This is a genomic window from Aquisediminimonas profunda (assembly GCF_019443285.1).
GTDB lineage: Bacteria > Pseudomonadota > Alphaproteobacteria > Sphingomonadales > Sphingomonadaceae > Aquisediminimonas > Aquisediminimonas profunda.
In genome coordinates, this window is record NZ_CP080327.1 from 1,209,124 (window position 1) to 1,233,920 (window position 24,797).

Here is a 24,797-nt window from a genome sequence, read left to right on the forward strand (position 1 = left end):
TTAGATGCGGGCGACGCCGAAGCTATTCGGATTAGGGATCTTGCGATCCCCCTCGATACAGGTTTCGAGGCAGAAGCTGACGACTGAACGAGTGTCACGAGGATCGATAATGCCATCATTCCAAATTCGCGCCGTCGCGAATAGGGCCCGGCCCTGATCCTCGTATGTCGAAATGACTTCTTGGGACTGCGCGTCGAGAGCCGCAAAGTCCGGCTCAAGTCCTTTCCGGCGAGCGCTTGCTTCTCCGACGATGGTCAACACCTTCGCAGCTTGCTCGCCACCCATGACGGACAAGCGGTTATTGGGCCAGGAAAAGATAAAACGCGGACCGAAACCTCGGCCACACATTGCATAATACCCGGCACCGAAGGACGCGCCTATCTGGATGGTTATCTTTGGAACTGCGGCATTGGTCACGGCTTGGATGAGCTTGGACCCGTGTTTCACGATTCCTGCCCGCTCGGCTTCTACCCCGACTATAAAGCCGGTAGTGTTCTGCAGGAACAGCAGCGGCGTCCCAAGTTGGCAACAGAACTGGATGAAATGGGTGGCTTTGGCCGCGCCGGCCGCGTCAATTGGGCCGTTGTTTCCAATGATGCCGACCTTTTTTCCCTCGATGTCCGCTTGGCCGCAGACAGTATAGCTGCCCCAGTCGGCCTTGAACTCTAGAAATGCAGAGTCATCGACAATCCGGGCGATGACCTCGCGAACGTCATAAGGCTTTCGATAATCTATGGGGACCACGCCCAACAATTCTTCGGCATCGTAGCGCGGAGGTTTTATCGGTGGCGCTGCCGATGGGTAGGGCGCTGCAGGGAAATGGTTGAAAAGTTCCCGCGTGATACGAATCGCGTCGACATCGTCCTCAGCCAGATATTCACCCAAGCCTGTAATCGCCGTGTGCATCTCTGCTCCGCCCAAGCTCTCGTCATCGGCGATCTCGCCTGTGGCGGCACGTAACAAGGGAGGGCCGGCCAGAAATACCTTTGAGCGGTTTCGAACCATAATTATGTAGTCGGCAAGACCCGCCTGATAGGCACCCCCGGCCGTGGACGATCCATGGACCAGCGATACGACTGGCAAGCCTGCTGCGGACAGTCGCGCCATGTTGCCGAATACGGCGCCACCCGGCACGAACAGCTCGGACTGCAGGAGCAGATTGGCGCCTGCGCTCTCGACCATCTGGAGCAAGGGCAATTTGTTCTCGAGCGCGATCTGCTGGATTCGGAGAAGCTTCTGCGTGCCCATCGGATGATTTGCGCCACCCCGAATACCGGAATCGCTGGCCTGGATCATGCACCGAATACCAGCAATATGCCCGATGCCTGCAATCAGGCCGCCTCCGAATACGTGGGAATGGCCGTCATCCTCGTGCATCCCCAGGCCGGCGAGTGAGCATAGTTCCAGAAACGTCGAGCCTCTGTCGATAACCCGACTAATCCTCTCCCTTGGAAGAAGCTGCCCCCTCTCGCGAAAGCGCGGCTCCATTCGAGCAGAAGTTTCAACAACCTTCCGCTCCAGAGCGCGGAACTCATCAATCAGTGCAAGGTGACCTTCCCTATTCGCAATATACTGCTCGGTACCAACAACAATATTCGATTCCAAAATGACCATCGAAGGCCCCCTCGCTTTTACTTACTGTAAGAAAGGCTCGGTGATGCCTCCCCCGTTACTGCCTTGGGCGCCGCCTCAAGTTATCGCACTATTTAAAGCCGAAACTTCGAGTTCGGTCTGATCATTGCCAGATTGCCGGAGCATCCAAAAATTCTGAATAGTAGTGCTATTGCTCCAATCTTCTGTCATTCATAAACTAGGCCGTCAATAGAAAGATGTGATATCAATTTCACAAAAGAGAGTCAACGAGTTTGCTCTCGTTGAATGGCAACGACGTTGATCATGCAAGACTGCATCCACGCAATTGCGTCAAAAGATCGCACTGGTTGACTGCAATCATTATCGTGAGCTGCAGGTGCAATTGGCTCGCAGTCTCGGCGCGCCATGCAAACGAGGTGCGCAGCTCAACGCTTGGAACGATTCGGCCAGTTGCCAATGATTTTGTAGCTGTTAGCGATGATGATCTCATACTCGGCAGTAACGATCCAGCGACACTGTGTGCTTTGAAGGATGGACTGAATTAGATGAAACCTGACCAAACCATTTCCGCTTTTGACGCGGTCACGGGCCGTCGTTCGGTGCGCGCTTTCCTTCCGACCGCAGTAAACGACGACGTGATTGACCAAATCTTGGCGGGCGCTTCTCGCGCGGCTTCAGGACAGAACATGCAACCGTGGCATGTCCACGTCATAACTGGGGACACCCGTGCGAGGCTTTGCGCCGAAGTTGCTGCAGCTGTGAAGGCGGGCGAGCACAGCGATGAATACCCTTATTTTCCGGTCGATATTCGTGAGCCATATCGCGCCCGTAGGCGCAAGGTTGGTTTTGACCTGTTCGCGATCTACGGCATTGGCCGCGACAACCACGAAGGGCGTCAGCACGCGCTGCTGCGCAATTTCGATTTTTTCGGTGCGCCGGTGGGCCTCTTCTTCACGATGGAGCGCGACTGGGGGTATGGAGCCTGGATCGACATGGGCAATCTGATGACCAACGTCATGACGTTGGCGCGAACGTTTGGTCTGGCAACATGCCCTCAACAGGCTTGGGCGGAGTATGGCGCTGCAGTGCGGCGAGTGCTGCCTATAGCAGGGGAACATGTCATCGTCTCCGGTATGGCGCTTGGGTACGAGGATGCTACCGCTGCCGTGAACCGGTTGGTGACCGAGCGGGTAAGGCTTGACGAATTCGTTGTGCGACACAAATGAGGCATAGGAGGAATGGGCGGATTCGCCCCGTCGTCGCAACACCGGCTCCTTGCTGCCTTAGAGCGGAATGGCATTTGAGTGAATCGAAGTGGATTCACAGGCGGGTGATTTTCTGATTCAAGCAGATGGCTGGGCTAGGAGGCGAGCAGCGATGACCAGACCCTATTCGATGGATTTGCGGGATCGCGCGATTTCGCGGATTTTGGCTGGCGAGAGCGTCCGGTCGGTTGCTACGGCATTTAGCATCAGCGCGGCGACGGTGGTGCGCCGGTCACAGCGTTACCGGGCATCGGGCAGTGCGGCTCGGGGCAAGGTCGGCGGCCACAAGCCGCGGCTTTTGGTTGGCGAGCTGCGGAACTGGCTGCTGGACCGCACAAAGTCAGACTTCACCCTGCGTGGGCTTGTGGTCGAACAGGCCGAGCGGGGGGGGTGAAGGTCGATTATGTGCAGGTATGGCGCTTTGCTCATGCAGAAGGCTTGAGCTTCGAAAAAAGCGTTCTTCCCGCCGAGCAGTTTAGGCCAAAGGTCGCATGGCGGCGCGAGCAGTAGAAGAAGTATCAGGCGCGGCCTGATCCGGCCCGCCTCGTGTTCGTCGATGAAGCCTGGGCCAAGACCAACATGGCGCCGCTGCGGAGTTGGGCGCCCAAAGGTCGGCGGCTTCACGCAAAGGTGCCCTATGGGCACTGGAAGACGATAACCTTCATCGCCGCCCTGCGCTGCGACCGGATCGACGCACCGTTCGTCTTCGACCAACCGATCAATGGCGCCAGCTTTACCCAATGGGTCGCCGTTGAATTTTACCTAGACCTATTCGAGGTGCCATCTCCAGTTCCAGAATCTGCGCATCGGGCTCGCCCGCTGGCGATGGATTTTCGTAGCGAACATCGGGCCGAACTGCCCCGTGGCACAGGTCGATTTCGCGCTGAAACAGCAGATTCTCAATGTTCCGTATTGATAACCGGAAGCCGGCATACACCGTTGCCGATAGGCGGATCACCTCAGGTGATGACTGGAAAGACCGGAAAGCATTAGCGGGCGTGCAGGGAGCGAGGCATGAGCCTCGCCCAATCCTCTGGAGGGCAGCTAGCTATCCGGTGCAGTTGCCTTGGACACTGCCCTCATCATAAGATGAATGTACGCCAATAGCCGCAAGGTTCCCGATCGGTCGGATCGGCACAATTGGGGACTCACTTCCGCGCCGACGAGCCGCCGTCAATGGTTAGCACGCTACCGTTGCAATAGGATGATTCATCCGATGCAAAGTACAGGCAGCCAAGGGCCACCTCGTCAGGCGTTCCTGGCCGACGCATTGGGGTCATCTGATCCGCCGCGACTGGATCGTCGAAGAGGCGTACGATCGAGGCCACCATTGGCGTGTTGATGAAGCCGGGAGCAATGCAATTCACCCGGATATTGTCTTTGGCATAGGCGACGCACATGGATCGAGTTAGGTTGATGACTCCCGCCTTGGACGCCGCATAGGCATGCGCAACGGGGAGGCCTGCGAGGCCCGCAATACTTGCGACAGAGACGATCGAGCCGCCGCCGCCCCCTCTCATGCCGGGGAGAACTGCGCGCGACATCAAAAAATAGCCCTCCAGATTAATGCGCATTACTTCCCGCCACTTGTCTAGCGAGGTGTTGGCGACGTCCTCCATAGACCCCGGACTATTTTCGGCCCAACTATAACCCACGCCGGCGGCATGGACGAGAATATTTATTGGGCCATGTTGAGCGTTGACTGATGCGACGAGCTGCTTGCATGCGTCCTCGTCCGAGATGTCGGCGACGCTGGCGTACGCTTCGCTACCATTGGTCCGGGCATTGGTGACGCTCTCGTCAAGGGTGGCTTGGGTACGGCCCACGCCGACCACGATCGCCCCTTCTTCGGCAAAAATCTTCATGCATGAGCGGCCGACGCCGGTTCCCGCGCCGGTGATAAGCGCCAATTTGCCTAGAAGTCGCATCGCTCTACCTTTTGTGGAAAGGAATGCCAATCAGCGGAAGTGGACACCCCCATCGATGGGTATGGTTTGTCCGGTGATGAAACCCGCGCCGGGGCTCGCAAGGTAGGCTATCATTTCCGCCACGTCGGCGGCTTCGCCTTGGCGCTTGATCTTTTGGAATGTCTCGATCCAGGAGAGCAATTCGCTGCCATTGGCGACGCTCATCGTGCCTTCGGTCGCCATGATCCCAGGTGACACGGCGTTCACCGTGACGCCGTGCGGCCCGCACACGGACGCCAATGCGCGAGTGAGCCCGACGACGCCTGCTTTGCTGGCGACATAAGCACTCAATTCCGGCGTGCCTGCGTAGACTGAGCCGGTCGAGAAGTTGACAATGCGGCCGTAGGCTTTTGGCTTCATGATCCGGTATGCAGCCCGACAACACAGGAATGTACCTTCCAAATTAACCCCGATCACGCGCCTGAAATCCTCCAAGCGCATTTCTTCAAAGGGCACAAACGGATAGATTGCGGCCGCGTTGATGAGAGCGTGGATCCCGCCCATGTGTGACGCGATCGCGTCAAATGCATCATTGACTTGACTCTCGTCGGAAATGTCGAGGGGATAGGCAGTGGCCTGCGCTCCGACGTCGCGCAATCTTACTGCGGCCGAATTAGCAAGATCCTCCCGAATATCTATTATCGCGACGCGGGCGCCCTCTTCGGCAAGCCTGTTGGCCGTGGCGAAGCCGATGCCGCGTCCCGCGCCCGTGATTACAACAGTCTGGTTCTCGAAACGCATATGTTCACTCTCCAACCACATCATGACGGTATCGGCAGCTTGGAATGACGATCAGGGTATCAGCCCGGAGACAAGATCGAAAAGTTGCAATTCTGACATCATGTTCATCCCTTTTATAACGTTAGGTGTAAAGGCAAAACTCGAAGAATCAGATATCTAAATGCCTCTTCGACCATGAGCCGAACGACAGGTTGAACCCGCCTAAAGGGGCTGATTATATGAGGGTTTATTCCTTGCCCCACGCCGGCCAAGGGGCTTCTTGATTTGGAAACCCGCAACCAGCCATTCCCAAGTAAAAAAATGCTGAACCCGAGAGCGACCAAGGATGTTCCTCCAAGAACCTAGCTCCGATCCCGTACGTTGATCACGATCTTCCCAATGTGGGCGCTACGTTCCAGGTGCCGGTATGCTTCCGCGTATCCCGAAAGGGGGAAGACGCTGTCTATAACTGGTCTTGGCTTCGAGATTTCCATCGCATCAAGCAGCGCCTCGAAATTCAACCGTGGACCGATTCCAATGCCGGAGATCGTGACGGTTCGGGCTAGGATATCGATTGGGGGTAGTCCGCCGCCAAAACCGCTAGTGAAGCCGACCAGACCGATCGCGCCACCGATTCTGGTAGAAGCGACCGACTTCACAATGGTGGCTTCGCCCGCAATCTCTACAACCTTGTCCACGCCGCGCCCATTGGTTTGGCGGAGTATTTCCTCGTGCCAATCCGGATATTCTCGATAATTCACGACAGTCTCAGCGCCCATTTCCTTCAGCATGTCAGCCTTTTTATTTGTTGATGTGATGGCGAGGACCCGTGCATTGAACATTTTGGCAATTTGCAGGCCGGCCAAGGCAACCCCGCCTGTTCCTTGTATAAGCACGATGTGACCAGGCCTTAGCGGACCGCCCACGTGCAGTGCTGACCAAGCAGAAACGGCTGCGCATGGCAATGCTGCGACTTCTGGATCCGAGAGGTAGGCTGGGACTTGGACAACAGCATTTTCGTGTATCAATGCGTATTCCGCCAGCCAGCCGTTGCAGGTGATGCCAATGTTTCTTGAGAGGTAGTCGGGCAGATACGGTCCGGCGATCCAGTGCTCCATGCAGCTGCCTGATACGCGATCGCCAATCTTGGCCCGTGTGACTGCGTCGCCTACTGCCACGACTTCACCAACTCCATCCGAAACGGGAATGATGTTTTTACCTACAGTTGAGGGATAAGCTCCTTTCAGAATCGCTTGATCGCGGAAATTAAGCGATACGGCTGAGACCCTGATCAATACGTCCAGAGGACCCACCTCTGGCGGCTCCTCCTCGTGCATTTTTAGACTTTTGAAGTCGTCAGCAAACCTGAATGCCTTCATTCGCAAATATCCTTTCGACCAATGCCCGAGGGGCAGAATTCCTCAGCTGGCAGAAGAGAACAAGTAGAGGCCGAAGGTAGCGCCCTGTCTTTCGCGCCTACCAAACTACGGCATCCATTCTTGTGCGCACGAGGCGCATGGTCTTGATCCGCCAGGTACTTCCCACACGCTCGTAAGTGTCAAAATAGTGGCCGTAGCCTATGAGTTCCTTGATGGGGGCTCCTTCGCCAAATCGGAGGCGATCGACCATTGGCCAGATGGCACTTCCAGTATTGGGGCCGGTGATCTCGATTTCAGGCGCGCTGGCATGGTGCACCGAAACGACACCTGTAAGTGAGGTGCTGGCAAGGTAAGCGGCATTGTCGCCGCCCCGAATAATCTCGTCCGTCTGGGGAGCAAAATTGTGGCCCGTTACAGGATCAATCGCAGCTCCTCGGCAATCCAGTTCGACGTCATCGGTGAAGATGCTGCGGAGCAGATCACGATCTTTGGTGTCGATACCTCGGAAGTAACGTGCCTTGGCCATCTTTATGCCTTCGATAGCGTCCAGTTTCTCAGCGAGGTCCATAAAACATTCCTCCGAGTGGTAAGCTTCATTCGGCCAATCTCGGCCGAATCGAATACGAAGCGATCTGCTGCCAATCATACCAAATCATTCCATTGGTCAAATATAAAGTTGACATCAGTCTTGTTTATAGGGAACTTCCACCATTGAGAGTTGAAAGGAAGTCATCGTCGCACCGTTTGCTTTTCTAGCACGCATTGTGCCGCTAGGGTCGCTGGAACCGCGATTGAGGGCTGAAGCGGAGCACGGAAAATGAAGATTCTGGTCGTAGGCGGCAACGGCTCACTTGGTGGTCACTCGGCGACCCACTTGGCCCAAAAGGGCTACGACGTGTCGGTGGCCTCGAGAAGGCGTCCGCAAGACGGAACGCCAATGGCCGGATTGCCGTTCCTGCAGGGCGACTATGTCAATGGAGACTTTTCACCAGCAAGATTGGAGGGTTTCGACTCAATTGTCTTCGCCGCGCAGAATGACATGCGTCACCTGCCACCTTCAGAAGACTTGAACCGGCATCTGCTAAAAGCGAATGTCGAAGGAATCCCGAAGTTTGTCCGCTCAGCTAGGCAAGCAGGAGTCAGGCGCGTTGTTCACCTAGGTAGCTTCTACACACAGGCGAAACCGGAGCTCGAGAAAACGGATTTCTACATTCATACCCGGCGCCTCACCTGTGAAGGGGTGCGAGCAGAAACCGGACCGGGATTCGATGTTGTCGCGGTCAATCCGCCGTTCATGATTGGCGCCGTTCCGGGTCTGGATAGCCCGCTGATCAATGCAATCGTGGAATGGGCGGAAGGTAACACGGACGTACCGTTGTTTGCTCCTTTGGGGGGCACCAACTTCATGAGTTACCGGTCGCTGAGCCAAGCGATCGAGGGAGCTCTGTTGCGAGGCGAACCAGGCAAGGCCTATCTGGTGGGTGACGAAAATCTGAGCATCGCGGACCTGTCGAACCTGTTCTTCAAAGCGGCCGGAAATCCAAAAGTTGTCGAAGCGCGCGCCGAGCAGCATCCGATCTTCTCGGAATTGGTGCTCCCTCAGGGGCCTAACAACTGGATCCGATATGAACCCGATCCTGCCGAAACTGCACTCCTTGGCTATATGAGGAACGACGTATCCAATGGCGTTGCCGATGCTTTGGCACAATATGAAGCGACGCATTGAGAGAAACGCGTATGCCTCAAAAACGGTCCAATAATTATGTTCTGGCAACAGTGCGCAATGGTGAGAGGAGCGTGCCATGATCAAGATGATATGCCATTTCAAGCGCAAGCCAGGCATGACTCTCGAAGAGATGAAGGATCGTTACGAGAACGGCCATGTCCCGTTCATGTTAGAGATGTGCCCACCAGTAATGGATTATCGCCGGAATTACAGAATCGAGGACGGCAAGTTCGATCCTTTCGAGGATGGAAGCACCGCGGAGCCGGACTATGACGTGATCACCGAGGTTTGGTTCCGCAATCGGGAAGAGTTCGAGGCCATGGCGGAATTCGTCTCACGTCCAGATATCGCTCCGGTCATAATTGCCGATGAAGAGCAGTTCATGGATCGGTCGGCGTCCCGAATGGCATTAGTTGAGGAGGTCTGCACTGATCCTGCTCATTTGTCGGTTTCTCGTGACGAGTGAGGCAGGACCGCACCTTGCAATGGCGCCGGAAGAGATTTTTTCCAAAGCCGAACGTTCACATTCGGGAGGGCTTACATACAGAAAATACAAATTGACGTCACATTCGCGTTAGTTCATGATTGAGTCTAACAATGGCATGTCAGAGGAGGCCTGTTTGGATATCCGTCGGCTCGGAGATGTAAGAACCATTCTAGGCGAGGGCCCGTACTGGGATGTTCGCGATCAGGTTCTTTTTTTCGTGGACATTCGCGGGTATCGCCTGTGGCGCTACGATCCCGGGACAGAACAGTTTTCGAGCTGGGAAACGCCTGTGCAACCTTCTGCAATCACTCGAACGGTTGATGGTGGGCTGCTCGTGGCGCTGGCCGATGGATTCTACAGCTTCGACGAAGCCACTGGAATGTTCGACTTGATCGCGAAAGTTGATTTCGATTGCGAGAAGGTGCAGCTGAATGACGCGAAGGTCGATCGCCAAGGGCGTTTTGTCGCCGGTGCGACTGACAAGGGAGCCAAAGCTCCCCTGGCATCAGTGTACAGCTTCGATGGCTTGACGGTGACAGAGCTCGATGCAGGATACACGATCTGCAACGGACCCTGCTGGAGCCCGGACGGGAAGACATTCTACCTTGCCGACACTATGCCGACGAACGAAATTTACGCCTATGACTACGACAACATAACCGGCAAGATATCCAATAAGAGGCTCTTTGCCGATTGTTCTTCGGCCGGCGGATATGCCGATGGGGCGACAATCGACGCAGATGGACGTTTGTGGATGGCCATGACCGGAGGTGGTATCCTCGCGTGCTTCGAAGCGGACGGTACGGTTCGCCGCACGATAGAAACGGATGTGAAATGGATTTCGAGCGTTCAGTTCGGCGGGCCTAATCTGGACAAGCTTTATTTTACTTCGTTTGATGCAGAGGCTGCAGCGGGCTATCCACCGGATAGCAATAGCGGTTATCTGTATGTAGTTGATGGCCTCGATGTAAAAGGGCTTCCAGAGCCGCTTGCATTGACGCCACAGCGACAAATTTGAATGGCCAAGTTAATTGGTCGAATTGGCTGGCAGATAGACGCTCCGGTGCGGGGGAAAAACGCGGGCCTTTTCTCGGCCTGTGAGCCCGCAACCAGTTAGGTGCCTTTGGAAGGAGTAATCGCGGTGTCGTCCCTGAAAAAAAGAATGCGCTTTTCGATGTTTTCCAGCTTCTGTCCGGCTGGAGGGCCGCCAAACCTTTGGTACCACGAAAAGGCTGTCAACTTCGACTACCTGAATTTGGACCATTGGATCAAGCTGGCCCAAGACCTTGAGGAAGCAAAATTCGATTGCATCTTCTGGGCCGATCACAGCGGACTGCATGACACCTTTAAAGACTCTTACGCGCCAGCAGTGGAACTCGCATTGCAGTTTCCTATCGCGGATCCCATGTTCCTCGCGGCTGCTCTCGCGTCCTCGACTACTAACCTTGGTCTTACTGTCAGTGCGAACGTCATTCAGCACCATCCATACGTCTTTGCACGCAAAATCGCGACTCTGGATCATCTGCTCCGAGGTCGGCTTTCTTGGAATGTCGTGACGTCTTTTCAGAGAACCGCATGGCAGAATCAGGGCTACGACGCCGTCGAACCGCATGCTGTGCGCTACGCACGGGGCGAAGAATATCTGGAGGTGATTTACAAGCTCCTTGAGGGCTCATGGGAAGATGATGCGGTCGTGCGAGACATTAAGGCGCGACTTTACGCAGACGCGTCCAAAGTTCACGAAATTCATCATGAGGGGCGCTTGTACAGGGTGCCAGGGATAAATACGGTCGAGCCGTCTCCGCAAAGAACGCCATTCTTGTTCCAGGCTGGCGCATCCAAAGAAGGGCGCGATTTTTCTGCGGCCAATGCAGAGGCGATTTTCATTTTTGGGAGTGCCGAGAACACTCTGGCTTCAATGAAACCAACCATCGCGGACATGGCGCAAAGGCTTGTCAGCATGGGACGCAGGCCGAGCGATCTGCTCATATTTGCCGGGCGCAATTACGTAGTCGGCTCCACGGAAGAGGAAGCCCGCCGACTTGATCGCGAGATTCAGCAGATGCATCGCGAATCGGACTTTTGTCCGGCCTATATGAGTTCAATGATGGGGCTCGATCTGAGCAAGATCGATCTCGATGTTCCGATCGGCGACTTTGAGACTGATGCTGTTCAAGGCAACTTCCGCATGTTGGCGGATTCGGCTCCGGACAAGCGCTCGACGTTCAGGGACGTTGCAATAGCGCTTTCCGGGAACAGGTTCGTTGGAACGCCTGAGCAGGCGGCGGATGAAATAGAGGAATGGTACGATGCTGGCATAAGAGGCATAAACTACCAGCAATTGACCGGCATGGGCGAAGTCTACACTTTCATCGAACAGGTTTGTCCTGTGCTCAAGGCACGCGGACTCATGCAGGAGGAATACGCGCCCGGCACGGTACGCGAAAAGATGTTTGCCGGAACTGACAGTCCGAGTGGCCCACATTTGAACGACCGACACAAGGCCGCAAGGTTCCGGCATATTTAGACCGCTTGTGTCGAAGTTGCCAGGTGGCAACCGAAAAGCGCATTCGGCTTAGTCGACCAACGCCCGCAGTTTTGCGACGAAACATCCTTGCAAAATTGCCGATTTACTGTAAACTAACAAAAGTGACGTCAGTATCACGCTGCGATATGTGAAGGATGAGTGAAATGGCTGCGAAAATTCTCTGGCTTTCGGATTCCACTGCGACTCAGCACGGAACGTCTGATCCTGTCGAGCAGGACATCATCTTTTCGAATATGCTCGGGTTTGCAAAGAAGCTCGCTCGGCCAGACACTGAAATCGACATTGCCTTTCTCGAGCACAACATTGGCAGTGACTATGTTCCCACCATGCGATATCCGCGCACTTTCATGGCGGTCGAGATGGTTGAGCGCATCATGCAGGCCGAAGCAGACGGTTATGACGCCGCATTCGCGGGCATGTGTTATGGCGAGTTCTTCCTGCAGGATGCTAGGCAGGCGGTCCGGATGCCGGTAGTCGGTCCGGCGGAATCGGCAATGATTGTTGCCCAGTCGCTTGGAAAGAAATTTGCTGTCCTGACCACTGCCGTGAGTTTCGAGCATGTTATGGAGGAGAATATTCGTTTCCATCGCTGGGAAGGCGCGGCTATCAGCCATCGCCCGGTCCGGTCTCTGGAGTTTTCGTCTGATGGACCCGAAGGGGTCGGACGCGTTTTGGTCCAGATGATGCTGGACGCCTATGCAGGGCGTCCAGAGAGAATGATCGAGCAATTTGACCAAGCCGCTCAGGAGCTTGTTCGCGATGGCGCAGATGTTGTGATATGCGGCTGCAACCCGCTCGGTGCAGCATTGTCTCAGGTAGGTTATAACGAAGTATCGGGAACCGGAGTTCCAGTCGTGACTGCGCTGCCGGCACAGATCAAGATGGCTGAGATGTTGATTGATCTGAAGCGCGGTGTCGGCTGGAGCAAGACAGAGGCTGTTGTTGGACCTTATCTCAGCACGCCGCCTGAGATTTTGGACGATCTCGCTGCACGCGGAATTGGGATGCCGCAAGTTCGTAAGAATGCGAGCAAGTCCGCAAAGGTCAGACTTCACGCAGCCTGACCCTGGTCAGGCGCATGTAATTGTCCTCGACGGGTTCGAGGCGAAATGGCCACCACGCCAAGTGGTTTTTGACTGCATGGCCATCCAAGGCGAAGCACGCGATTGAGAATTGGTCAGGCCTAATGAGGCGTGCCGATCTTCTGGAGGCATGAAAGTGATTCTTGCTGAAAATTTGCCGTCGATTGATGGCACTTTGTATCGATCTATTTCTGGCCAATGGCTTACAGGGGTCACGGTTGTCACCACACGGGATGAACATGATCGCGCCGTTGGGTTGACGATGAGTGCGGTTTCTCCGCTCTCACTTAACCCTCCCCAATTTCTCGTCAATCTGGATTTGGGTTCAGAAACCCTGACGGCCATTTTGGTGCGCAAGGCCTTTTGCATCAATTTTCTCGGATCGAACCAGCGCGAAGTGTGCTCGCAATTCGCAAAGAAGGGGAGTGACAAGTTTGCGGGCATGGCACATCGATCCGGTGAACTGGGAATGCCGGTGATCGAGGGCGCAATTGCCTATGTTGAATGCACTGTTGCTGACGTCTTCAATAGCGGCGATCACTCGATCATTGTGGGCGACGCGCGTTATGGAAAAGTGTCTGGCGGATCGCCGCTGGCGTATTTTCGGAGTGCTTTTCGTGAGCTCGCACATTGCGAATGAGGCGCAGGGGATAGCAAATTTGAACACGAAATTGGCTTGCAATAGCGATCTAGGCTTTGAGCATGCCCCGTAGATACGCCACTTACGAAGGCTCCTTTTGTGCGGCTGGCTGGCGATGATCGGATTGCATAGCCACAACTCGCATCGTACTGAAAGCACTTGACGATTTGCTCAAATCAGAGCTTGGTGCCAGAAACCTGTTGATCAATTTTTTGGGACCTGTATTTCGACCCTTGTTATTACGCATTAGGAAGGTGCCGCTTCGCATGCGCGATAGAAGCATTAGAAGGACCGCTCGAAAGCCTGCCTCCAATGCGAGGCGCCTTCGCGCAACAAAAGTCCCGGTGAGCGAGACAGGCGCAAAGGGGTTGAGGGCGAAGGCTGCGTTAATGGATGCAGCTTGCTCGGTTTTCAGTGACATGGGATTTACTCATGCCCGTGTTCAGGACATTACCTATCACGCGGGTTTCTCGCTCGGCGCTTTTTATCGCTACTTCACCGACAAGGACGATATACTCTCAGCCATCGCCTCGGAGTATTTTGAACAGGCCTACGCCACAACATTCCTTGGGGCGCATTATGACCCCTCCAATCCAATGGAGTCCCTTCAAAGGTCGACGGCGCAAACTGTCAATTTCGCATATGAAAACAGGGATCTAGAAAAGATCCTGTGGGAGACGTCCCAGTTCAACAGCCGTATTGAAGATCAGTGGAGTGAGCTTCGCGGGCGAATTTACAAGAAGATCGCCCGTTTGATAGCTCGTGCCCAGGAAGACAAAATCGGATATCCCAGCATCGATCCGGTCTATACTGCGGAGTTGCTCACAGGGATGACTGAACTTGCCGTATATAGAAAGCTTGTGCGGCCGGATCGGATTTCCGCGGACGTACCGAGGATTCTGACCGAGCAGTTGACGGACCTTTGGGCTAGAGTTCTGTTTTTACCAGAGGTCAGGCTCGCGGCGGCTAAGAAAACTGAGGAGTCGAGTCAACTGAGTGCCAAACAGATGGGGTCTCTTAGCACTAATTTGGCGGATGTTGTCGGTTCAAATGCAATTGATTGAGACCTGCTAGAGCGGGGTAGCCCAATGTCTCGGCGGCATTCCAGTCGTTTTTAGTCAGTCCACTTTTCACCGAAATGGAGCCGGTCGCGCGCAATGTACGTGCGTCAGATTATCTCCCCCCACCTCTGCTTTCCTATTGAGCAGTGAAGCCGCCATCTACGACCATGGAATGGCCTGTGACGAAGCTTGCCTTGTCCGAACACAGCCAGATCGCCGCTTCGGCGACCTCCTCAGGTTCTGCGATGCGTCCCATTGGCGCATGGTTCATTAGCCTGGCGCGCATGTCCTCACTAATAGCCATGACTTGTTCGGACATGGCACTGCGAACAACGCCAGGGCAGAGGACATTCACCCTGATGTTTTGCTTGGCGTAAGCCAAGGCCGCTGCCTTGGTCAAACCAATCACAGCATGCTTGCTGGACGTATAGGCGGGAGTCGCGGGCTCTCCCGCGCTTACCAGGCCCATGATAGACGCAGTGTTCACAATGGCCCCGCGACCACGCTTGAGCATTTCGGGAATTTGATACTTCAGGCAAAGAAACTGGCTGAGCAGATTGATTTCGAATGTGCGGCGGAACACATCCTCATTCCAAGTATGGTCGTCCGCCGGCGTGATACCAGCGTTATTGAACGCACAGTCAAGGCTGCCGAACGTTTCAACAGCACTCGACACGAGTCGCTGGACCTCCGCGTCTATCGAAATATCCCCGCAAACCGCGATCGATTGTCCGCCCGCCTGCTTCACCAACTCCGTCGTTTCATGTGCCGTGTCAGGCTTCAAGTCCGAGACGATTACGCTTGCCCCTTCCTTTGCAAAGCCAATGGCGGCAGCGCGACCAATCGCACCGCCAGCGCCGGTGACAATGACCACCCTGTTTTCAAATAGTCTGCCCATATCAATCTTCCTTGGTCACCATCTGGCAAATGAGTCATACGATAAAGCAGCCTCGGCGCAGCGCGGATGAAGCGCCAAACTTATTGGGCTGTGAACCCGCCATCCACGATGATCTCGGTCCCGGTGATATATGAGCTCTCATCACAGGCGAGAAACAATACCGCGTTGGCGATGTCTTTTGGCTCTCCCATTCTCTTCATGGGAACTGACGCGGCGGAAGCCTCAACGATCTCGCGCGGCGCATTATGCTGCATCTCGGTGACGATGATCCCCGGATGGACGATATTGCATCTAATACCCTCGACTGCCCCTTCCAACGCGATCGTCCTGCTCAGTGCGCGAACGCCGCCCTTGCTTGCTGTGTAGGCCGGCAGGTTTGGATATGCTGCGACACCACCATAAATTGACGAAAGATTGATTATAGAACCGCCGGACCTTTGGGCGCGCATCTGGCGCATGGCGGCCCTGGAACCGAGAAACGTCCCCGTCAGGTTGATGCTAATTACCTTTTCCCAATCGGCGAGCGTTATGACATCCATGCCGCCCGCAGCGCCCATTGCGGCATTATTGACCATGATGTCTAGTCGCCCGAACTGACGAACAGTCTCGGCGATAACGCGATCCCATCCATCTTCATCGGCAATGTCCTGCGTCAGGCACGCCACATGGCCCTCTTCACCCAGTGCCTTGGAGGCAGCGCGAATGCGAACTTCATCAATGTCGGTGATCATGACATGAGCGCCTTCGCGCAAGAGCGCGGCAGCCGAAGCGTAACCAAGCCCGATGGGCGATGCTGCGCCTGTTATGATGGCGACTTTGCCCTTTACTCTATTCATTTTCGAGCTCTTTCAGTTGCGTCAGGTCACCCTTGGGACATCGCCGCGGCGAGTAGCGGGGTCTCGGCGAGGAAGGGATGGCGGTGCAGCCCGATGCCGCCATCGACCGCAAAGCTTTGGCCTGTCACCCAGGAGGCCTCTGGTCCAGCAAGATAGCGCACCGCGTTCGCGATATCGACCGGCTCGCCGAAACGAGGCAAAACGACTTCACGTTGGTATATCTCGATTACCTCGGGGATCAACATCGCATCTTCGGTCGCTCCCGATCGGGTCAGTCCAGGCCGAACTGCATTGACGCGGATACTCTTCGCGCCCAGTTCCTCGGCGGCTGCTCGCACCAATGCTTCGAGGGCTGACTTCGAGACATGATAACTGGCAAAAGGGAAGGTAGGTCTTGCCGCCTCAGTCGAGGAAATGCACACAATCGATCCGCCGTCCTTCATCAGTGGCACGGCGTGATGCATGGCGTGGAAAGCACTTGTGACGTTATAGTCGAAATTGTCGCGAAGGTGCTGCGCTTCCATCGCTTCGAATGGCCTGAAGTCGACACCGCCGACTGTAGCTACAACGATATCGAGGCGATCGGCAATTGCATAAGCGGCCTTGATTGCCGCTCCAACGTCGCTGTCTTGAACAGCATCGCCCACAAATAGTTCCACGCGAGCGTCTGACACTTCTGCCAGAATCGCTGCCCGGGCCCGTTCCAAGGCATCCTTTCGGCGACCCATAAGCAGCACAGCTGCGCCATCTCGGGCGAGAAGCGTGGCTGATGCACTAGCGATAGCCCCATAGCCGCCCGTTACGAACGCGGTCTGACCCGCAAGCACCTCGGTACTCATACCTTTTCTCCCATCAATTGTCCGCGCTGTCCTTCCCGGTCAACAACGCCACGTGGTCGTTCGCACCCATGACAGCCGCTGCACATAGATGATGGCGGTCCGTGCCTAGCGCAGCTTACGTTAAAAAAACACTGACATCATATTCAATATCTACGTCGTGGAGTTGTTTTCGTCAAGTAAACTAAAGCCAATACTCGGGCGAAAATCTGCGCTGAAAAGGTCGGCTCCACTCCGCAGTTTGTTTTCTGCGGGCGTATTAGGATTGTCGGACATTTCTTGATCGTCGAATTGCGACGGGTAGCTGACGGCAGGCTAATGGGTGCAGCTGGGGCGTAAGTTGCCATTTGAGCACACTGATATCTATATGAAAGCTGACATCGCAGGCACGTCAATTAAAAAGTAATTTTTCCCTCTCGTTCGCTAAACGCTGACTGTCGAGACTGGCCGACGCAGTGAGAGCCGCATAGTCTTGGCTGAGATTGGGACTTGTCAAAATCCCGAATTTCCCCGGAAGAAAAATGAAGTACCGTCCCCCTCACCACCCGAAGCTTCGTTTGAAAAGTGCGTGGTACCCTTCCGGGCCGCGGTTCTGATCTCGACCCTATGCCGCGATGCCCGCAAATCCCCGGGCGTTCAAACCGACTCTAAATGCAACAGTTGCCTTGCACGGCTTAGCAATCTGCTGGTCGCCAGCCAGCGAGCCCGACTGGTCGAGGTCTAGATCAGCGGCATGGCTGAGGGCTTCGGCCGACAGCTGAGCCGTCACTGGATTGATCATCATGGGCGAACTAGGCTTTTTTTGCCGCGATCAGTTTGCATGAATCGCTGTACCCGGCGCAACTGACGCAAGCCGAATGATCGGGCTCGACTATGTCAGGTGCTAATCCTTGGCTTTGATTTGAGAAACCGTTCATTTGACCTCCGATGGTCCATTGCCCGGCGGCTCGGGTACGAGATCTGTCCCTGGAGCCGCCTCCGCTTATCGGCCGCCGTTCATGTTCATTTGCCGGCAATTATCATTGTTTCGCGCGACCGTGTGAATCAGAGGGTGCCTGCTCGGCAGGGAGCGAAACCAGGCCCGACAACAGGTCCGGATTCAGCATCGGGCATCGATGGTGCTGCTGGCTCTGGTGCGTGAATGAACCTTAAGCCGCTTTTGGGGCCATTTTGGTGGCAGACAATTTGGGCTGGTGAGCTTCGCATAGCCATGCTGGCTACAATATCGGACCAGGTCTTGCCTCGGTGCTTTGTTCAGGGTCGGATGCGGTCGCTCGGTTGATGCAACAGCTGTGGCGGCCTTTGGCTAGCGGTAGGCATATCCGGCTAAAGACTGGACTATGCCTGGGGCCGCCCAAGCCGATTTGTCCTCAAGCGATTTTGGGAAGCGGCGCGCTTATTTTCGCCCGAGCCTTTTTGCCGGCCCACGCAAAACCGTCACATGCCCTTCTGAGTCCATAGGAGACTCACTAGGCGTCGAATGGAAATTTTGGCTACCCCACCATATCTCGGACCTGTTTTCGAGTCTGGTGAGTCTCCTATGGATTCTGAGGGGCATATCTCGGCAGCGGGTTACGTCCCGATGTCAAAACCGGATGGGCAGAAGCTCATCACCGGTCAACGAATAGGCCCGTAGGCGTGTCGTTGAGCTGCCGGTGTAAATCTCATTGTCGATTTGTGGGACTTACCATGTTTTTGGAAGGGTCGTATAGAGATAGTTTTTGTTGATTTACTGGGTAAATTTTCAAGCGAGTAAAAGGTTTTTTAGAGATAAGTATCTCTATTAATTTAATATTCCTATATTATTTATATGGTCTCTCTCTCTCTCTTCTAAAAATAAGAATAAGGGAATAAGTCCCACTTTTATTTTTTTACTCAGTAAATCGAGAAAAAATAACGCTATAGGAGCGTCCCAAAACCATGGTAAGTCCCATTCGACGTCTCAAAAATGGCACTTTCTCGTTAAATGACCCAGAACATTTTTGGCCTCGACGCACCAGAATACGGTCCAGCACCCCAATGAGGTCCATCCCTAAGCCTCTTTACGCTAACGTTAGGCACTAAGACCATTGTGAGTAACAGGACCTGCTTATACTCAGTCAACCGCTCTTAGGATCGCGACAGAACCCGGCCGAATGTTGCAAATGGTTTCGGGTCAAGAATTCCGAAATCAGGTGCTGGGCCAAAACCAGCAAGCACATTCACCGGAGAGGTCAATGGCCACATAGTTTTGCCTCAAAGATGGCCGTGAAGCATAGGCCGTTTGAATTTTCCGATTCAGCGGGATGTTCCGCTTAAGGGCTTGAATTCAGAGCTTTCCGAAGCAAGGTCCTGATGGCCTCAGGCCGTGAGGGCTTAGGATCGGGTTGCTTGGCAATCCAATCGTCAATGTCAGATGTCAAATCGGGGTAGAGCCGAAGGCCAATGCTCGGCCCAATATCCGTTTTTGGGCGACCCGGCCCTCTTTTATTGCTATCAGAAATATTTTTGCTATCGGGTATTGATTGCACCATTTCTGCTATCTATATCCCTCGTCGAGCTGAGGCAAGGCGGCAACCTTGCCTCAGCTCTGATCATCAACTGTCTGTTTAGGAGACAATCAATGACTGGTGCTTTAGTACCCGATCCTATTGCCTGGGCAACCGCCCTCGAAAAGTTACTCGATGCCCGCCAGGAAGTGGTAGAGGCCGTTGAAATGGCCGAGCAAGAATTGCTGGCGCTGCACGCACCCGATATCTCGGGTGTAATCCAAAAACTGATAATTTTTTTTGGCGAGGAACTCTTCGACGAAGGCACCCACGCTGAAAACCTGCGACGTGCGATCGGAGATTTGCGCCGCATTGCCAACGAGCTGGAAGATTGAGCTCAGCAATGTTTGGCAACTCATTGCCCGAGCGAGAGGAACTCGAAGCCGACCTCGCTTCCATATTCGCAGATATCATCCGTGAGTGCCTTCGGGCACTCACGGCAACCAATCCGCGGCCAGCCATTCGCAACGTTGCTGAGGCCTTTCGCATCACGCAGGACATACTTGAGAAGGCCAATTGTGGCATACGGCATGACCAGATTGTCGTTCGAGCCTTGACTGCCTTTCGTGACCCGCCTGATCTCCACGATCTCGACCGGGCCAGGCTAGCCATGGCCCGTGCTGGCATGCGCTTGTTTGCGACGCAAACCAATTTAAATCCGCTGGATGCGAGCCGACTCTCAAGAGATCAGTTCAACTTTATCGCAGCCCATCGCGAACTCGTTTCTGCCATGGAGCAAGCGGCCGGGGCAAAGCCTGACCCAAAATCGGGCTGGGAATAGTGGCGCACCCGTCCTGACCAACTTACGTTCAAATTTACCCTGTAAAGCCCGAATCGCCGATACACACTTGGATCAGCGATTATTATTTCCCTGCCTGCCTAGATGATCGGGGCAGAAAGGAAGATTGCAAAAGGCATGCAAGACATAGTTGCACTGGATCGACGCATATCGCGTGCAATCGAAAAGGGCCGGGGCACGAACCTCTCTCCAAACGAACTCGACCTCATGGTCGCAATTGGCGTTGTCGACTTGATCAATGCTGCAAAATCCACTTACTTGAAGGAACAGGCTGAATGCCGACAGCGCGAGCAAAACAGCGCCCCCTCTATCGGCGCGGGGAATTCTCACTTGCTTGGGACACGGATGCAAAAGGGCAGCTACGAACCCCCTATCTCACAATCTTCTGGTATGACCCTGCGCGCCGTCGGGTCAGAAGCACTTCAACGGGCACGGCGGAGCTTGAGCTCGGTAAACTGAAGTTGGACATTCATTATCTTGAACGTAGCAATGGGTCGGCAGTGTGCAAGGCATGCGGCCAAACACTGAACGGCAAGACGCAGCCTTTGGTCGCCGATGCAATCTCCAATTACATGCTTACGCATGGCAGCAAACGCGCTTCGGCTGAGGCGATAGCCGCTCGACTGGCTCATATTCTCGACTATCTTGAAGAACTCGGCGGTCCGCCAGTAACATGTGACGCCATTGATGAGGCCTGGATTGCCGAGTTTAGAAAATGGGCTCTCGCGCGGCCTGTCGTTGGAAAGAAAGGCAAGTCACGAAAGCGTGCGCCGTCCACGGTAGAAAATAGCGTCATTCAACTTCGAGCCGCGCTGGCAGCAGCGAATCGTCGCGGAGACACTTTGAGCCCGCCGAAGTTTCGGGCGGTGCAGCCCGCAAAGGTCAACAACAGTCCACGCTGGCGGGCCAGCGTCACTGAAATGGCTGCAATGATGTCATATGCGATGCAAGGTGGAACGCGAACGCGAGCTCTCCATCGGTTTCTCGTCGCCTCTATTGCAACGCTTGCAAGGCCCGACGCCGTAATGGACATGTCAACTGATCCTGCACGAGGCCAATGGCGCTCGGGACTTAAGACTTTTGAGCTCAATCCTTCAGGACGAATTCAGACCAAGAAGTACCGGCCGAGCGTTTGTGTACCGCGACTTTTGATGGCCTGGCTAGAGTCAACCGATGGCTACTTTGTGCGAAACGAAAAAGGTCGAGTGTCATCGGTGCAGGCGGCTTGGTCGACCATGCGAAATGAACTAGGTCTACCCCAAGAATGCACCACGAAAAGCATCCGCCGGTCGATGGCAACGCTTTTGAGGTCAATGCATGTCCCGTTAGATCAACTCGAAATGCAGATGGGTCACAGGTCACTCAATGCGACGACGCAGATCTATGCACCAGATGATCCAGACTATTTGGCCGATTCTCTTAAGGCAATAGAGACAATCATGGACCAGATAGAGGCGCTTGCACCGGGCGCATTCACCGGACTTGCACCGGAGGCAATTAGTGCGTCGGATCGCCCGACTTCACCAAGCCCTTGAATGTTAAGGGAAAAAATGGTGGGCGTGGCAAGGATTGAACTTGCGACCCCTGCGATGTCAACAAAGGTTACCCGCGCAAAACTAAGCTTTCTTTTGCGGACATGGCGGGATCGTGGGACGAATTCGCGTTGGTTTCGCAACCTGTCCGGTACGTCTTGGTTCAAAGTGAACCAACCGAACCCTGTGTAAACTATGCGCTCCACTTCGACATGTGAGCGAGACCAAGGCAGTATGATGTCTGCTCAGAGCTCCATGGAGTTAGCGGGTGCAGCTGAATGTCAGAGAAGAGACCTTCAAGCTCATGGCATACTCGGAATGCTATGGCTTTAGGACTTAACCCAGACATGTTTGCGATCAGCGAGGACATTATCGGCATCATGGATGTGCTCAAGTGGAGATCTGCGAAGATGCCGCTGCTGTATAACCGCAATTCGGCAGCAGAGGTGGGGGCTGCGGGGCGGATGTAGGCACGGTGGAAGTAGGGCTCAGTCCGCCGTCTCAATTTGCCTGGTCGCCCGCATTGGCTCGTCACCTTTGAGCGGGATCAGGCCTAGTTTGGTAAATTGGGCACTATCGCGGTCGTCGCCAGCATTGGGCTGTTGGAACTTGGCATCGTCATTTAGTGTCGTATCAGGGTCGTGAGGATATCTGCCCAAGCTTGCGCAGTATGTAGCCTAGACTACTAGCACCACCGCAGGTTGGCCCAAAGGGTTCAGGCGAGACTGCTCTTATGTTTCCGCATCAGCCTGAGCTTCGGGCATTGCTGCCGCAAAAGCGGGCAGGATCACGCAACGGTTTTCGATCGCCGCGAGTGCGGGCCAGCGCAAATCAACCCCAAACCGTCGCGCATTTGCAAGTTGTGGAATCAAACACAGCTCAAATAGGCCGGGCCCATCGCCGAATGCGAAACCAGCAATCCCTTCAGCGGGCCCCAGAAGCGCCGCTGCAGCATTCAGCCCTTCGTCAATTGCGGTGGCGGCCCAGATCTTTACAGAGTCATCACCGAGACCTGACTGTCGCAACCGATCAAGTATTTTTAGATTCTGCACTGGATGAGTGTCGCATGCAATTATGTAAGCCAACGCTCTTGCCTTTGCGCGTTGGACTGGATCAGCGGGAAGCAGCGGCGGCGACGGAAACGTCTCGTCGAGATACTCACAAATAGCGAGCGACTGGGTGAGAACAACGCCGTCCCCCAAGGTCAAGGCTGGAACCAGGCCCTGGGGATTTAACGCCAAATAGCTTGGCGCGTGCTGTTCTCCACGACGCAAATGATGGAACACATGGTCTGCATCAATGCCTTTGAGGTTTAAAGCAATGCGGACACGCCAGGACGCTGTTGAACGGAAATACCCGTGCAGCGTAATCTTTGATTTGCCTTCCATCAATCGGCGATGTCGAGCTCGAGCGCAGTCAGGCCTGAAATTTCGACCAGAATGTGATCGCCTGCAACTACAGGTCCCACCCCAGCAGGCGTACCTGTGAAAATAAGATCGCCAGGGTGAAGAGGTTCCAGCGCACTCAAGTGAGCAATGATTTCCGAACAATTCCAGATCAGATCTTCAATGTCTGCATCCTGCTTTATCGATCCGTTGACCGCCAGGCTGATCCGTCCTGAAGAGATGTCTCCGATGTCTGATCGCCGATGGATAGCCGCGATCGGCGCCGAGTTTTTGAAGTTTTTTCCGGTGTCCCATGGCCGACCTTTGTCGCGCGCTTCAAGCTGGAGATCTCGTCGCGTCATATCCAGGCCAACTGCATAACCAAAGATGAGCGCTGTTGCATCAGCCACCGCTACGTCCTGACCCTCGGCACCTATTGCGAGCACAAGTTCTGCCTCGAAGTGGAAGTTCTTGGTGGCCGAAGGATAGGGAATTCTTGAGCCGGATGGTATGACGGTTTCAGCAAATTTTGTGAAGAAAAACGGCGGATCGCGCTCGGGATCCTTGCCCATCTCGCGCGCGTGAGCTGCATAATTGCGCCCGACGCAGAAAACTCTACGAACCGGGAAAACATCCTTGGAACCCGCAATAGGTACGGTGGGACCTGGAGGTAGCTCAAAAAGATCAGCCATAGTTATCCGATTTCCTTTTCGCTCAGAGTGCGCCCTTGGAGCCGAAACCCAATTGTGCTGATGCGTCCTGTGTCGCTGCGATCAGTTCACCGCTGTCGGCCGCACAGATTTCATCTCGCAATGCGAGCAATGTGATGACCGCGACTGGCATGCCGCGAGCGTCAAGGAGCGGTGCCGCTATTGCACTCAGACCGGGAATGAGATCCCCAGAAACGGACGCAAAGCCGGCATCCATGACAGAAGAGGCCAATTTTCGGGCAACTGAGATGGTACAGTTTTCGCGCCTCAGGAAGCGCTCCCAGAAAACTTCTGGAAGATAAGAGAAAAAGGCGCGCCCCGTGGCCGAGTTGAACATAGGAAGGCGCGAGCCGACAGCTAAGTTTGTTGGTATGGGCACCTTCCCCATTCGCCAGCCAACGATAACAGGACCGTCATCACTCCAGATTGCCAGCTGTGCGGTGCGGCCCGTGCGCTCCACGAGGCGCTCGCATGCGCTGAGTGCAACAAGAATTGGGTCCGCTCGACGCAACGCGGCTAGCCCGGCCTGAATGATTCGCGGGCCTAAATCATATCGACCGCTAATGGCGTTCTGGACAACATAGCCAGCTTTCGTGAAGCTGGTCAGGTAGCGATGGCAGCTGCTGCTAGGCACTTTGGACGCTCGGGCCAATGCGGTCAGTGATAATGCCGAATCTGCCGTCGTCAGCGCTTCGAGTATCCGCAGGCCCACCCCGATCGACTGAACGCCGCGTTTTTCATTCTGTTCGTTTTCCATGCTTTGGCCCATGCCATCGCGAAAGTAGGCATGGCAACCAAAACTCAC

The 24,797-nt window shown here is 54.8% G+C and carries 26 protein-coding genes; 14 read left to right on the forward strand and 12 right to left on the reverse strand.

The window, feature by feature from the left end; all coding sequences use genetic code 11:
- Complete coding sequence (locus tag K0O24_RS06115; protein ID WP_219894991.1) at positions 1–1,614, reverse strand: acyl-CoA carboxylase subunit beta; 1,614 nt, start codon at positions 1,612–1,614, stop codon at positions 1–3.
- Between the two features lie 524 nt (positions 1,615–2,138).
- Here K0O24_RS06115 and K0O24_RS06120 point away from each other — a divergent pair.
- The 3 genes from K0O24_RS06120 to K0O24_RS06130 all read left to right on the forward strand — a co-directional run bounded on the left by K0O24_RS06120 (position 2,139) and on the right by K0O24_RS06130 (position 3,851).
- On the forward strand, positions 2,139–2,819 hold the full coding sequence (locus K0O24_RS06120; RefSeq protein WP_219894992.1) for a nitroreductase: 681 nt from the start codon (positions 2,139–2,141) through the stop codon (positions 2,817–2,819).
- A gap of 151 nt (positions 2,820–2,970) precedes the next feature.
- Positions 2,971–3,252, forward strand: a complete 282-nt coding sequence (locus K0O24_RS06125) for an IS630 transposase-related protein (protein ID WP_219894993.1) — start codon at positions 2,971–2,973, stop codon at positions 3,250–3,252.
- A gap of 152 nt (positions 3,253–3,404) precedes the next feature.
- Positions 3,405–3,851, forward strand: coding sequence for a transposase (locus K0O24_RS06130; RefSeq protein ID WP_219894994.1), 447 nt, complete (start codon positions 3,405–3,407; stop codon positions 3,849–3,851).
- Positions 3,852–4,006: 155 nt separating this feature from the next.
- On the opposite strand, the gene K0O24_RS06135 is transcribed toward K0O24_RS06130, so the two are convergent.
- The 4 genes from K0O24_RS06135 to K0O24_RS06150 form a co-directional block, all read right to left on the reverse strand.
- Positions 4,007–4,768 (reverse strand): SDR family NAD(P)-dependent oxidoreductase, encoded by a 762-nt coding sequence (locus K0O24_RS06135; protein WP_219894995.1) that lies wholly within the window; start codon positions 4,766–4,768, stop codon positions 4,007–4,009.
- 48 nt (positions 4,769–4,816) lie between these two features.
- Complete coding sequence (locus K0O24_RS06140) at positions 4,817–5,590, reverse strand: SDR family NAD(P)-dependent oxidoreductase (protein WP_219894996.1); 774 nt, start codon at positions 5,588–5,590, stop codon at positions 4,817–4,819.
- A 317-nt stretch (positions 5,591–5,907) separates the two neighbouring features.
- Positions 5,908–6,924 (reverse strand): zinc-dependent alcohol dehydrogenase family protein, encoded by a 1,017-nt coding sequence (locus K0O24_RS06145; RefSeq protein ID WP_219894997.1) that lies wholly within the window; start codon positions 6,922–6,924, stop codon positions 5,908–5,910.
- Positions 6,925–7,021: 97 nt separating this feature from the next.
- On the reverse strand, positions 7,022–7,492 hold the full coding sequence (locus tag K0O24_RS06150) for a nuclear transport factor 2 family protein (protein WP_219894998.1): 471 nt from the start codon (positions 7,490–7,492) through the stop codon (positions 7,022–7,024).
- Positions 7,493–7,741: 249 nt separating this feature from the next.
- Here K0O24_RS06150 and K0O24_RS06155 point away from each other — a divergent pair, with 249 nt between their 5' ends.
- From K0O24_RS06155 to K0O24_RS06185, 7 genes are all read left to right on the forward strand, one after another.
- Positions 7,742–8,650 carry an NAD-dependent epimerase/dehydratase family protein gene (locus K0O24_RS06155; RefSeq protein WP_219894999.1) on the forward strand — a complete coding sequence of 303 codons (909 nt, stop codon included), beginning with the start codon at positions 7,742–7,744 and terminating at the stop codon, positions 8,648–8,650.
- Between the two features lie 76 nt (positions 8,651–8,726).
- Complete coding sequence (locus K0O24_RS06160) at positions 8,727–9,116, forward strand: EthD domain-containing protein (protein WP_219895000.1); 390 nt, start codon at positions 8,727–8,729, stop codon at positions 9,114–9,116.
- A 154-nt stretch (positions 9,117–9,270) separates the two neighbouring features.
- Complete coding sequence (locus K0O24_RS06165; RefSeq protein WP_219895001.1) at positions 9,271–10,155, forward strand: SMP-30/gluconolactonase/LRE family protein; 885 nt, start codon at positions 9,271–9,273, stop codon at positions 10,153–10,155.
- Between the two features lie 123 nt (positions 10,156–10,278).
- On the forward strand, positions 10,279–11,664 hold the full coding sequence (locus K0O24_RS06170) for an NtaA/DmoA family FMN-dependent monooxygenase (RefSeq protein ID WP_219895002.1): 1,386 nt from the start codon (positions 10,279–10,281) through the stop codon (positions 11,662–11,664).
- A gap of 164 nt (positions 11,665–11,828) precedes the next feature.
- The gene (locus K0O24_RS06175) at positions 11,829–12,749 is read left to right on the forward strand and encodes an aspartate/glutamate racemase family protein (RefSeq protein WP_219895003.1); all 921 of its coding nucleotides are present in this window, start codon (positions 11,829–11,831) and stop codon (positions 12,747–12,749) included.
- A gap of 148 nt (positions 12,750–12,897) precedes the next feature.
- Positions 12,898–13,407, forward strand: a complete 510-nt coding sequence (locus tag K0O24_RS06180) for a flavin reductase family protein (protein WP_219895004.1) — start codon at positions 12,898–12,900, stop codon at positions 13,405–13,407.
- 344 nt (positions 13,408–13,751) lie between these two features.
- Positions 13,752–14,471 carry a TetR/AcrR family transcriptional regulator gene (locus tag K0O24_RS06185; RefSeq protein ID WP_219895005.1) on the forward strand — a complete coding sequence of 240 codons (720 nt, stop codon included), beginning with the start codon at positions 13,752–13,754 and terminating at the stop codon, positions 14,469–14,471.
- A gap of 133 nt (positions 14,472–14,604) precedes the next feature.
- On the opposite strand, the gene K0O24_RS06190 is transcribed toward K0O24_RS06185, so the two are convergent.
- The 4 genes from K0O24_RS06190 to K0O24_RS06205 all read right to left on the reverse strand — a co-directional run bounded on the left by K0O24_RS06190 (position 14,605) and on the right by K0O24_RS06205 (position 17,822).
- Complete coding sequence (locus K0O24_RS06190) at positions 14,605–15,366, reverse strand: glucose 1-dehydrogenase (RefSeq protein WP_219895006.1); 762 nt, start codon at positions 15,364–15,366, stop codon at positions 14,605–14,607.
- A gap of 80 nt (positions 15,367–15,446) precedes the next feature.
- The gene (locus K0O24_RS06195; RefSeq protein ID WP_219895007.1) at positions 15,447–16,202 is read right to left on the reverse strand and encodes an SDR family NAD(P)-dependent oxidoreductase; all 756 of its coding nucleotides are present in this window, start codon (positions 16,200–16,202) and stop codon (positions 15,447–15,449) included.
- Between the two features lie 26 nt (positions 16,203–16,228).
- The gene (locus K0O24_RS06200; protein ID WP_219895008.1) at positions 16,229–17,041 is read right to left on the reverse strand and encodes an SDR family NAD(P)-dependent oxidoreductase; all 813 of its coding nucleotides are present in this window, start codon (positions 17,039–17,041) and stop codon (positions 16,229–16,231) included.
- 601 nt (positions 17,042–17,642) lie between these two features.
- Complete coding sequence (locus tag K0O24_RS06205; RefSeq protein WP_219895009.1) at positions 17,643–17,822, reverse strand: hypothetical protein; 180 nt, start codon at positions 17,820–17,822, stop codon at positions 17,643–17,645.
- Positions 17,823–19,640: 1,818 nt separating this feature from the next.
- Between K0O24_RS06205 and K0O24_RS06210 the strand changes: the two genes are divergently transcribed.
- The 4 genes from K0O24_RS06210 to K0O24_RS06225 all read left to right on the forward strand — a co-directional run bounded on the left by K0O24_RS06210 (position 19,641) and on the right by K0O24_RS06225 (position 22,367).
- A complete protein-coding gene (locus K0O24_RS06210; protein ID WP_219895010.1) occupies positions 19,641–19,901 on the forward strand; it encodes a hypothetical protein in 261 nt (86 codons plus the stop codon).
- 8 nt (positions 19,902–19,909) lie between these two features.
- Positions 19,910–20,347: a hypothetical protein gene (locus K0O24_RS06215; RefSeq protein WP_219895011.1), complete on the forward strand. Its 438-nt coding sequence runs from the start codon at positions 19,910–19,912 to the stop codon at positions 20,345–20,347.
- Between the two features lie 293 nt (positions 20,348–20,640).
- Positions 20,641–21,900 carry a tyrosine-type recombinase/integrase gene (locus K0O24_RS06220; protein ID WP_219895012.1) on the forward strand — a complete coding sequence of 420 codons (1,260 nt, stop codon included), beginning with the start codon at positions 20,641–20,643 and terminating at the stop codon, positions 21,898–21,900.
- A 320-nt stretch (positions 21,901–22,220) separates the two neighbouring features.
- Complete coding sequence (locus K0O24_RS06225; RefSeq protein ID WP_219895013.1) at positions 22,221–22,367, forward strand: hypothetical protein; 147 nt, start codon at positions 22,221–22,223, stop codon at positions 22,365–22,367.
- A 261-nt stretch (positions 22,368–22,628) separates the two neighbouring features.
- Here the strand turns inward: K0O24_RS06225 and maiA are convergent, their stop codons facing one another.
- From maiA to K0O24_RS06240, 3 genes are read right to left on the reverse strand one after another with little or no spacing between them, the layout of a single operon-like run.
- Entirely contained in the window at positions 22,629–23,285 is a 657-nt protein-coding gene (gene maiA / locus K0O24_RS06230) for a maleylacetoacetate isomerase (protein WP_219895014.1), read from the reverse strand.
- Positions 23,285–23,974, reverse strand: a complete 690-nt coding sequence (locus tag K0O24_RS06235) for a fumarylacetoacetate hydrolase family protein (protein WP_219895015.1) — start codon at positions 23,972–23,974, stop codon at positions 23,285–23,287. The genes maiA and K0O24_RS06235 overlap by 1 nt, the downstream gene beginning before the upstream one ends.
- A 22-nt stretch (positions 23,975–23,996) precedes the next feature.
- Positions 23,997–24,749 carry an IclR family transcriptional regulator gene (locus tag K0O24_RS06240; RefSeq protein ID WP_219895016.1) on the reverse strand — a complete coding sequence of 251 codons (753 nt, stop codon included), beginning with the start codon at positions 24,747–24,749 and terminating at the stop codon, positions 23,997–23,999.
- Positions 24,750–24,797: the final 48 nt, after the last annotated feature.